At 38.9% G+C, this 11018-nt stretch carries 10 protein-coding genes and 1 pseudogene; 1 reads left to right on the top strand and 10 read right to left on the bottom strand.

The genetic code is table 11. The annotated features are described in order from the left end of the window. From H7254_RS09260 to hemH, 10 genes are all read right to left on the bottom strand, one after another. A partial coding sequence (locus tag H7254_RS09260; RefSeq protein WP_301932700.1) for a sulfite reductase flavoprotein subunit alpha occupies positions 1-1688 on the bottom strand: 1688 nt, incomplete at its 3' end. Then, positions 1675-2517 carry a uroporphyrinogen-III C-methyltransferase gene (gene cobA, locus H7254_RS09255; RefSeq protein ID WP_301932699.1) on the bottom strand — a complete coding sequence of 281 codons (843 nt, stop codon included), beginning with the start codon at positions 2515-2517 and terminating at the stop codon, positions 1675-1677. The genes H7254_RS09260 and cobA, both read right to left, overlap by 14 nt. Before the next feature lie 125 nt (positions 2518-2642). Then, positions 2643-3551, bottom strand: coding sequence for a cysteine synthase A (gene cysK, locus H7254_RS09250; RefSeq protein ID WP_301924382.1), 909 nt, complete (start codon positions 3549-3551; stop codon positions 2643-2645). Positions 3552-3880: 329 nt separating this feature from the next. Further along, positions 3881-4714, bottom strand: coding sequence for a serine O-acetyltransferase (locus tag H7254_RS09245; RefSeq protein WP_301932698.1), 834 nt, complete (start codon positions 4712-4714; stop codon positions 3881-3883). Positions 4715-4800: 86 nt separating this feature from the next. Next, positions 4801-6042, bottom strand: coding sequence for a sulfate adenylyltransferase subunit 1 (locus H7254_RS09240; protein ID WP_301932697.1), 1242 nt, complete (start codon positions 6040-6042; stop codon positions 4801-4803). A 20-nt stretch (positions 6043-6062) separates the two neighbouring features. Next, the gene (locus H7254_RS09235; RefSeq protein WP_301932701.1) at positions 6063-6398 is read right to left on the bottom strand and encodes a four helix bundle protein; all 336 of its coding nucleotides are present in this window, start codon (positions 6396-6398) and stop codon (positions 6063-6065) included. A gap of 142 nt (positions 6399-6540) precedes the next feature. After that, the gene (gene cysD, locus H7254_RS09230; RefSeq protein ID WP_301932696.1) at positions 6541-7470 is read right to left on the bottom strand and encodes a sulfate adenylyltransferase subunit CysD; all 930 of its coding nucleotides are present in this window, start codon (positions 7468-7470) and stop codon (positions 6541-6543) included. A 37-nt stretch (positions 7471-7507) separates the two neighbouring features. Then, positions 7508-8242, bottom strand: a complete 735-nt coding sequence (locus H7254_RS09225; protein WP_301932695.1) for a phosphoadenylyl-sulfate reductase — start codon at positions 8240-8242, stop codon at positions 7508-7510. Positions 8243-8459: 217 nt separating this feature from the next. After that, positions 8460-8981: a CopD family protein gene (locus H7254_RS09220; RefSeq protein WP_301932694.1), complete on the bottom strand. Its 522-nt coding sequence runs from the start codon at positions 8979-8981 to the stop codon at positions 8460-8462. Between the two features lie 184 nt (positions 8982-9165). After that, positions 9166-10188, bottom strand: a complete 1023-nt coding sequence (gene hemH, locus H7254_RS09215; RefSeq protein WP_301932693.1) for a ferrochelatase — start codon at positions 10186-10188, stop codon at positions 9166-9168. A 412-nt stretch (positions 10189-10600) separates the two neighbouring features. Between hemH and H7254_RS09210 the strand changes: the two are divergent. Beyond that, a pseudogene (locus H7254_RS09210) lies at positions 10601-11018 on the top strand (glutamyl-tRNA reductase); the annotation flags it as partial.

The following is an 11018-nucleotide window of genomic DNA, read 5'->3' as shown; positions in this document are numbered from 1 at the left end:
TCCTTTTCGTAACGTCCTTCCTCTTCCATCAATTCCAGATAATGCGTTGCCTCTTCTTTTGTTTTATTGCCTTGCTGCTGAATGATTTCTAATAACGTATTCTCCACATCAATGCTCATCGGATCTTTGGTACCGCATATAAAAAATGATGCGCCGCTGTTAATCCATTCATAGACTTCGGCCGCATGTTGCAACATTTTGTGTTGTACATATAATTTAAAATGCTGGTCTCTTGAAAAAGCCACATTCACTTTTGTAAGCACGCCGGTTTCCAGCCAGTTTTGAATTTCCGTCTGGTATAAAAAGTCGCTTGCAAAATGTTGATCTCCAAAAAATAACCAGTTTTTACCGGTAGCACCTGTGGCATCCCGCTCTGATAAAAAAGATCTGAAAGCTGCAATGCCCGTGCCCGGGCCAACCATGATCATATCCTTCTCGTCGGCAGGCATACGGAATCTCTTATTGGCTTGAATAAAAAATTTCTGTTGCGCATTCAGTTGCAGTTCGCCTAAAAAAGAAGAACACAAGCCGAACTTTTTTTCATCATTGATTGTGTACGCATCTTTTACTGCAAGAATATGTACCTCGCCATCATGTGCCGCCGGTGCAGATGCAATGGTGTATAATCTTGGAGAAATGGCATTCATTTTTCCTACGATAGTTTCAAATTGCGCCGCATCTTTTACCGGGTAAATTTTTAATAAATCCAGCAGATCCATTTTTGTTGCCGGTATATCTTCGCCGGTAATATCAGCATATTGTTTTACCAAACGCTCGGTTAAATAAATAATATTAATTCTGTATTTCAACAGATCGTACATGCTTACTTCTTCATTTTTAAAAACAATTTTTTTTGCCGGATCAACTTTTGTAAGAGTAATAATTTCTTCCACCACCCTGGTGGGATTTTCAGGCACTACACCTAAAGAATCCCCGCATTGATATTGCACCCCCTCGGCTGCTATTTCAATATGCCAGGTTTCTTTATTGGAACCCCTGTCGTTCAAATTTACTTTTGTAAGTACCGTACCAGTATAAATTTGCTTGCCCGTTTTTTTCGCCGTAACTGTTACCGGTGTTACTACCGGAACGGGTGCCGCTGGTGCTGACAAACTTTTTAATACATTGCTGAACCAGCTATTGGCTTCTTCGTCGTACTCCACATCACACTTTTGCAAAGGTGCAATGCGGTTGCCACCCAACTTATTAAATTGCTCATCCACTTCCTCACCGGTTTTACAAAACAGCGGATACGAAGTGTCGCCTAAAGCCAGCACACTATATTTTAGTTTCTCCAGCCTAAAACCGTTCTGATGAATATGGTCATAGAATTTTTTAGCCGCAATAGGTGGTTCTCCTTCACCATGCGTACTTACAATGGCCAGTAAATATTCTTCTTTCGCAAGATCGGTCAACCGGTATTGGTCCATGCCTACCACTTTAGCGTGAATGCGCTGTTGTTTTGCTTTAGCGGCAAATTCACCCGCAAGCCTTTTTGAATTACCGGTTTCGGTACCATAAACGATGGTGATTTTACTAACCGCAGGATCAGCAATTACTGGCGTTACGGCTACTGGTAACTGCTGATGTACCACTCCATTCAGGTAGCCATTCATCCATATCAGTTCATCTTTATTTGCAGAACTGAGCAGGTCTAAAAAAAGTTTCAATTTATTATCGGCCAACATGTATTGCTGTATTTAAAAGGTTACTATCCGGAAGAACCGGTTTAAAATAATGATCGCTGCTTTCGCTATTGTTTAGCCAGGAATATTTTTGATGAAGTGCTACCACTTTTCCAATAATTACTATGGATGGAGAAACAAAAGAACGGCCTTTAAAGTTCGCTGCAAAATCGTATAAAGAAGTAATGTGTACATTTTGCAACGGTGTTGTTGCCTGTTCAATTACAGCCAGTAATTTTTGAGGATCAATATTGTATTTCACCAGGTTGGCTACCACATTATCCAGCGTTTCTGACGACATGTAAAAAACCAAGGTATCATTTGTTTGTGCCAGTTCCTGCCAGTACTGATCTGTTACAATATCTGATTTATACGAAGTAAGCAAACGCACTGCGGTTGACAATCCGCGGCAGGTTAATGGTATACCCGCATAAGCTGCTGCGCCCAATGCGGCTGTTACACCAGGAATAATTTCGTACGGTATATTGTACTTCACTACCGTTTGTAATTCGTCTAAAATATTAGAAAAGATAGATACATCGCCTCCCTTTAAACGCACTACCAGCTTGCCCTGCAGCGCATATTCCGCAATATATGAATTGATGCTTTCCTGCGGTGTACTGTACCCACGGCGGCATTGTTTGCCCACGTAAATAATTGCTGCATCCTTTCTTACATACCTCTCTAAAATTTCTTTACTCACCAACCGGTCTGTCAAAACCACATCCGCCTGTTGCAGGTAGCGTGCCGTCTTTACGGTGATTAGTTCCGGGTCACCACAACCAGCGCCTGCTAAAATTACTTTACCGATCTGTTGGTTTGTTGTGTTCATTTTAATATCCGCATCCACTGAAGGGAGTTTAACGCTGCCTTTTTTAAAAGGTCTTTTTATATGAATATTATTAGGATAGAAGGCAATTCTTATTTAATTAATAATTAACAATTAATAATTTTCAGCTAAAATAACCCTTCAATTGATAAATATCTTTCTCCGGTATCATAATTATAGGTCAGCACTTTAGCTCCTGCCGGTACTTCCAATAACTTTTTTGCTACGGCTGCCAGTGAAGCGCCGGTTGAAATACCTGCCAGTATACCTTCTTCTTTTGCCAGGCGCTGGGTATAGGTAAACGCTTCTTCCTTACTTATCTGAATAGTGCCATCTAAAATTTCTTCGTTTAAGATAGATGGTATAAACCCTGCACCAATACCCTGTATTGGATGTGGTCCGGGTGCACCGCCGCTTATTACCGGAGATAATTCAGGTTCAACAGCAAAAACTTTCAGGTTAGGAAAATGTTGTTTTACTATTTCAGCTACACCGGTGATATGACCGCCAGTACCCACTCCTGTGATATAATAATCCAATCCTTCGGGGAAATCATTTAGTATTTCCACTGCGGATGCTGTACGGTGTATGGCGGTATTGGCCGGGTTATCAAACTGCTGTGGCATCCAGGCATTGGGTGTTGAAGCGGTTAATTCACCTGCCTTTTCAATAGCGCCTTTCATTCCTTTTTCTCTTGGTGTTAACACAAATTCTGCACCGTACGAAGCCATCAGCCTTCTGCGCTCAATGCTCATACTCTCGGGCATTACCAATATTATTTTATAGCCTTTTACAGCAGCTACCAATGCCAGGCCAATACCAGTGTTGCCACTGGTAGGCTCAATAATTATACTGTCTTTATTCAGCAATCCTTTTTGTTCTGCATCTTCAATCATCGACAGTGCAATACGGTCTTTGATACTGCCGCCGGGATTTGTTTTTTCTAACTTAATCCATACTTCATGGTTTGGAAAAAGTTTGCTTAAACGCACATGCGGTGTGTTGCCAATTGTTTCTAATATGTTATTTGCTTTCATTTTATGTTGATTTTATTTTGCTTGTTTAACCTCAACCCAACCCTCTTCAAAGGTGAGGGAGCCTGCGCCCTGCTGACTTTAACAGACTTCATTTTAGAGGTGGCTTTTTCTTACCTCACCCCAACCCTTTCCAAAGGAGAGGGAGCCTGACCCTGCTGCTTTAATAAACTTCATTTTAGTATTATTGTTTTCAATTATTAATTTTTAATTATTAATTATTAATTAATTTCTTTCTCTCTCTCCGCTTCTATAAAAGTTGCACAAAGCTTTTTTTGTACAAGAGGGCGACGCAACAATGATGAACATTGCTTCCCTGCCCGGACAAAGATTTATATTACAAAATTCAATGCCTCTGGTAACGGATTTTTATCCCGGATGGTAATTTCACTTTTATGATATACTACAGAAAAAGAAAGAACTGAATTGGTTAGCCAAACGTTGCCGCCAATAACACTATCGCTGCCAATTACAGTATCACCACCCAATATAGTTGCACCGGAATATATAACAACATTGTCTTCAATGGTTGGATGCCGCTTACTTTCTGCACAATCTTTATTAACACTCAATGCCCCCAATGTTACTCCCTGATAAATTTTTACATTGTCGCCAATAATAGTCGTTTCACCAATTACAATACCTGTACCATGATCTATAAAAAACGACTTACCGATTGTTGCACCGGGATGTATATCAATGCCTGTTTTGCTGTGTGCATACTCTGCAAAAACCCGGGGTAAAATATGTACGCCCTGCATAATTAACTGGTGCGAAAAACGATATACCGCTGTTGCAAAAAAACCGGGATAAGCCATCAACACTTCTTCAATTGATTTGGCGGCAGGGTCAAATCGCAATACAGCTGCAGCATCATTTAACAACGTATCGTAAATAACGGGGACTTCTTCAAAAAACAAATCTGTAATAGCTTGTGTTTTTTCCCCATCTCTAATTACATCATAAACCAACGCAGATAAATGACTTTTATAAGATTCAAATTCTTTTGACAACTCATACTGCGACATCTTTTTTTGCTTCTGCGGAATAAACAGAAACTCAAAAAATCCATCAATAAATTCCTGTGCCATTTCCTTATCTGGAAAAGCCGTAGTTGCCTGCTGGTGCTGGTTGTAGAGACATTGTATGAAGTTAGATTCGACCACTTACTTAGTTATGAATTATGAGTTATGAGTTATTAGTTATTAGTTATTAGCGCTTCGCCTTTAAATTATTAATTACTAATTATTGCCTATTGAATCATACACGCTCCTACTGTAACGTTGCTTGTTTCGTCGATTAAAATGGCACCGCCATTTACACGTAATTTTTTATAACTGTCAAACGGAACGGGCGAGGCTGTTTTAATTTTTACTTTTACAATATCGTTTAAAGATGCCTGTTCTGGTGCCGGTTCCTTTAATAAAGAATTTACGTTTAGCTTATATTCAATTTCTTTAATCACCGCCCTGGTTACACGGCTGTTGATTTGCAATAAATATTTATTGCCAGGTATCAGGGGTTTGTTACCCATCCAGCACAATAGCACATCCAGTTCATTTTCTACAGATGGCTGATTATCTTTTTGTACAATTACATCACCACGGCTGATATCAATATCATCGCTTAAATGCAATACCACACTTTGCGGGGCAAATACTTCATCCACTTCTTTACCCCCAATTTCTATTGCACGGATGGTGCTTTGCAAACCGGAAGGTTGCACCACCACTGCATCACCTTTTTTATAAATGCCACTGATTACTTTTCCGGCATAGCCACGATAGTCGTGCAGCGCCTCTGTTTGCGGGCGAATAACGTATTGCACCGGAAATCTTGCATCGGTATAATTGATATCGTTGGCAACTTCTACGTTTTCTAAAATATACAATAAAGATTCGCCTTCGTACCAGGGAAAAGCGGGTGACTTTTCTACAATATTATCGCCATTGATGGCACTGACGGGAATGTACTTAATATCTTTCAAACCGAGTGAAGATGCTACTTCAGCATAATCAATTACAATATTATTATACACATCTTCTGAGTTATTTACCAGGTCCATTTTATTGATGGCTACTACCACATGCGGCAGATTTAACAGCGATGCAATAATGGAATGCCGGCGGGTTTGTTCAACAACACCATTGCGTGCGTCTACCAAAATAATAGCAAGGTCGCTGTTGGAAGCGCCTGTTACCATATTGCGGGTATATTGTGTATGGCCCGGAGCATCGGCGATTATAAATTTACGATTGGGAGTGCTGAAGTATTTATAGGCTACGTCAATGGTAATACCCTGCTCTCTTTCTGCACGCAGGCCATCGGTTAATAAAGCCAGGTCAATTTCACCATCTTCCCTATTTTTACTTTGCTTTTCAATTGCTTCCAATTGATCAATCATAATTGATTTACTGTCGTACAGTAAACGGCCAATCAAAGTACTTTTTCCATCATCTACACTGCCTGCCGTTATAAATCTAAGTATGTCCATTATTAGTTATAAGTTATGAGTTATGAGTTTTTTTTGACCGCCTGGTTAACTTTATTTTTTGAAGCGATTATTGCACTTCGTATCATTTTTAAAAGTTCTATTAAATCCTTTTGCATGCTGATAAATTTTTTTTCACCTAAATATTCTGTTTCAAAAAGTAATTCTAACCAGTACAATGTTTCATCATTTTCTTTTTGTGCTACTCCAAGTTTGTGAATAAAATCCGCCTTACTTTCAGCATTCTGAGCTTCTCTAACAAGTGCCCCTATTGCTGTTCCGCTTCTTAATACTTGTTTGCTAAGGACGTATTCTTTTTTATTCTCCAGTAAAAATTTGTGTAATTTCACTATTCGGATAGCAAAATGAAACTCTTATTTTTTATAATACTTTCACTTATCAGATTTATAATTTATGAGTTCTTTAAATTTAAAGATATTGAGTTAATGCTGCACGCTCGTTTTTGAAACTTATAACTCACCACTCATAATTTATAACTTTCTAAAAGTATCCGTTCTTCTTTCTATCTTCCATGGCTGCTTCGCTTACCCGGTCATCAATTCTTGTTTCGCCTCTTTCGCTTGTTTTTGTAGCGATGATTTCTTTGATGATGTCGTCAATATTATTAGCCGTTGATTCAACCGCAGCAGTGCAGGTCATGTCGCCTACTGTTCTGTACCGAACTTTTTTTACCGATACAGTGTCGGTTTCATCTAACTGTATAAATTCTGAAGTTGCTACCAGCTGGCCCTGCCACTCTAATACTTCCCTGTCATGTGCAAAATAAATAGAAGGCAATTCTATTTCATTTCTTTTAATGTAGTTCCAAATGTCTAACTCCGTCCAGTTACTGATAGGAAATACCCTTACATTTTCGCCTTTATGAATGCGGCCATTGTAGATATTCCACAATTCGGGACGTTGAAGTTTTGGATCCCATTGGCCAAACTCATCCCGTACAGAAAATATTCTTTCTTTAGCTCTTGCTTTTTCTTCATCTCTTCTGGCGCCCCCAACGCAGGCATCAAATTTAAACTCTTCAATAGTATCTAATAAAGTGTAGGTCTGCAGCGCATTTCGGCTGGCGAACTTTCCTTTTTGTTCAGTTAAATTTTTCGCTTTGATGGTATCCGCCACGCTTCTTACAATTAGTTTTTCACCAATGGTGCTGGCAAGCTGATCCCTGAAATCCAGGGCTTCCTGAAAATTGTGACCGGTATCAATATGTACAAGGGGAAAAGGAAATTTACCAGGACGAAATGCTTTTAAAGCCAGATGCACCAATACGATGGAATCTTTGCCACCGGAAAATAACAAAGCCGGACGTTCAAACTGTCCCGCTACTTCCCTGAAAATATGAATGGATTCTGATTCCAGCTGTTCCAAATAATCTAACCTGTGTTTACTCATACTTATTTTTTTTGCGGACAAACTGTAATTTAAAATTTTTGTTTGCGATGACTATTAATTAATTTTTTGCTGCCGGTTCTTCATGTACATGAAGGCCGCATTCTTTTTTATCCGCATCTTCCCACCACCAGCGGCCCGCCCTGAAATCTTCACCTGGACTGATAGCCCTGGTGCAGGGCGCACAGCCAATACTTACAAAACCTTTATCGTGCAGGGGATTGTAGGGAACGTGATTTTTGGTGATGTATTCCTTTACTTCTTCTGTTGTCCAATGCAGAATTGGATGGTATTTAATGATCTTATTGGATTCATCCCACTCAATTATGGGTAAATCATGCCTGTCTGGTGAATGCGCTGCCCTTAGACCCGTTATCCAAATTGCGTTTTCTGCCAATGCTCTTTTTAAAGGCTCCACTTTACGGATAAAACAGCAATCTTTCCTGTTTTTAACAGACTCGTAAAATGAATTGGGTCCTCTTTCTTCAACCAACTCCTGCAAAGTATCTTGATTGGGATAATATGCTTTTATTTTAGTGCCATATTGTTCGTTGGTACTGTTCCAAACAGAATAAGTTTCTGCAAACATGCGCCCTGTATCCAGTGTAAATATTTTAACTGGTAATTGACTACTAAGTATTTTATGCGTAATTACCTGATCTTCAAAACTAAAGCTAGAAGAAAAAGTTACCTGCCCGGGAAAAAGGTTGGTGAGTATTTTCAGGGAATCCGCAATGGATAGTCCATCTAATTGATGGAGTAATTGTGAAACGTTGTTTTCAGATGATAGATTCATGCTTAAAAAAAATAAATTGTGGTAAAATAGTCTGCAAAAAATTTAGCCAAAAACCTACTGTTTTAACAGCAACAAAACTTATCACTGCAATAATTGCAACGCTGCAATATGGAAGGAAATAATAGCATAGTTTATTATAAGTCTACTTAAATGATGGACAAATATACTTTACAAAAGCGATATACAAAATTATTTATTCCCTGGATATGCAGATCAACTATCTGCGCAAGCCTTTGTATATACGAATGGCAGATAATAAAATTAGTATAAAAGCGGTAAGTCCCGCCAGCCCCCATACAAGGCTCATACTTTGCTTTACCGACACCAGCATTACAATCGAAAAGAGAAAAATAGTAGCGCCTTCGTTCCAGAAACGCAACTGCTGGGAGGTGTAAGCGAAAATGCCCTTGCTTTCATCTTTATAAATTTTATGCAGGGTAAAATGATAGGCATATAAACCAGCTACAAGGGAAAGTTTTATCCATAGCCAGGTGGGTACGCTTCCGTAGAGATATGCCACCCAACCACCGAAAATAATAGTAAGTATGGCTGAGGGCCAGGCAATACCGAGCCATAACCGTTTGATCATTATGGAAAACTGGTTTGTTAGTATGCGCTTTTCCACGTCTTCTTTTTCCTGTGCTTCTGTATTGTAGATGAACAGGCGCACAATATAAAACATCCCGCTAAACCAAGTTACGATGAAAATGATATGGAGTGCTTTAATATAAAAATACATGTGCGCAATTATTTTATAATTTGTTACGGGATGATTATTTAGGGTGGCTGATTTCGGATTTTTTTCGCTCCGGAGGATCATCCGCTTTCCGAAAATATTATTGCCATCGCATTTTATTACTGACCAATCTCAAAACGTACCCGAAGCCCTGACCTGAAAAAAATCTAACATCCCAAATCCAACATCAGCTGTTTGTAAAATTCTTCACCCACCCTGCCAACACATCTACCCAAAGCGGGTTAGTATTTAAACAAGGAATCATCGTAAAAGATTCGCCGCCTGCATCCATAAATTCTTCCTTGCCCCTTACATCAATTTCTTCCAGCGTTTCCAGGCAATCGCTTACAAATGCCGGGCAAAGAATCAATAATTTTTTAATTCCTTCCTTTGGAAGTTCCTTTAAACGTATATCTGTAAAGGGCTGCAGCCATCCCTTACCTAATCTGGATTGAAAAGAAATACTGTATTTGTCTTTCGGAATATTTAATGCTTCCATCACGAGCCGGGTGGTTGTAAAAACCTGGTGACGGTAACAATGGCCATGTGCAGGCGAAGCCACTTCGCAACAATTTTCAATTTTCAAGCAATGACTTCCGGTGGTGTCACTTTTGCGGATATGCCTGCCCGGTATACCATGATAACTAAATAAAATATGATCATGTTCCTCTGCCAGGTAAGGTTTTATATTTTCTGCCAGTGCATGAATATAATTGGGTTCGTTGTAAAACGGTGCTAAAAATTGCAGCTTAAAAGAATAGTTGTTTTGTCCGTACACTTCTTTGGCTGATTCAACTGCTGTTTCAAAGCTCGACATGGCATAGTGCGGGTATAAGGGTATTGCCAATACTTCCTCCAAATCAGGATTATTTTTTTGCAACTCATCAAAAGCCGCTTTTGGAGTTGGATTGCCATAGCGCATGGCGATAGATACGGGTTCATCTACCTTTAATTGCAATGCCTGTTGTAATTTTTTGGTCAATACCACCAAAGGTGAACCTTCTTTTGTCCAGACAGTTTTATAGGCTTCTGCAGATTTGGGTGCACGAAATGGAACAATGATTCCATTGATTAAAAAAGAACGTACCAAGTAAGGAACATCTATCACACGTTCATCCATTAAAAATTCTTTTAAATAACGACGTACATCTTTTACTTTTGTTGAATCCGGAGACCCCAGGTTCATTAGGATAATTGCTTTTTTTGCCATGGCTTAAAATGATTTGCAAATGTAACCACTGGTTTTGCTAAAAGTTCATCATTATAAAATATTGTTGTATGTCATGTTTTAGTTATGGGCTAGCTTCATTGCTTTTAATAAACTTTAAATGAATGATTTTTTTTACTATTAATTTAAACAAATATCCATAATGATTGCCTGGCAAGGCTTTTACTGCAGTTGGATATGTTAGGATCATTAATTAAATATAATTCAACATAATTTTGACAATATCACCCTCATCTATGAATTATAAAATTATGTTACTGATCGCAGTGAGATGTCATAACAATGGATGAGGATAATCATTCAGCAAAATGACATTGCAATGACACAGAAATTAGTTTACAACAACTGGCGCAACTAATTTTGTGCACAAATAAGAAATTAACCAATAACAAGAATGCCCGCACAGCAACACACAGATATTTCTACTTTTTTTATAGCCGGTATCAATTATAAAAAATCAGATGCCATCATTCGGGGACAATATGCTATTAACCCCGATCAGTATACGGCGCTGCTTGCAGAAGCACCTCAATATGGCATAAAAGAATTGTTTATTCTTTCTACCTGCAACCGAACCGAAATTTATGGCTTTGCACAAAGTGCGCAGGAACTTTGTGAATTATTATGCAGCCAAACACAGGGATCTCTTGAAAACTTTACCTCCCTGGCTTATATTAAAAACGGCAGAAAAGCCATAGAACATCTTTTTGATGTGGCGGCAGGATTGGATTCGCAGATATTGGGTGATTATGAAATCATCGGCCAGATAAAAAAAGCCTTCAAATTTTCTAAAGAACAAGGTTTTGTTGGTC

Source organism: Ferruginibacter sp., assembly GCF_014377975.1.
Taxonomy (GTDB): domain Bacteria; phylum Bacteroidota; class Bacteroidia; order Chitinophagales; family Chitinophagaceae; genus Ferruginibacter.
This window is presented reverse-complemented; position numbering and strand designations above follow the sequence as displayed.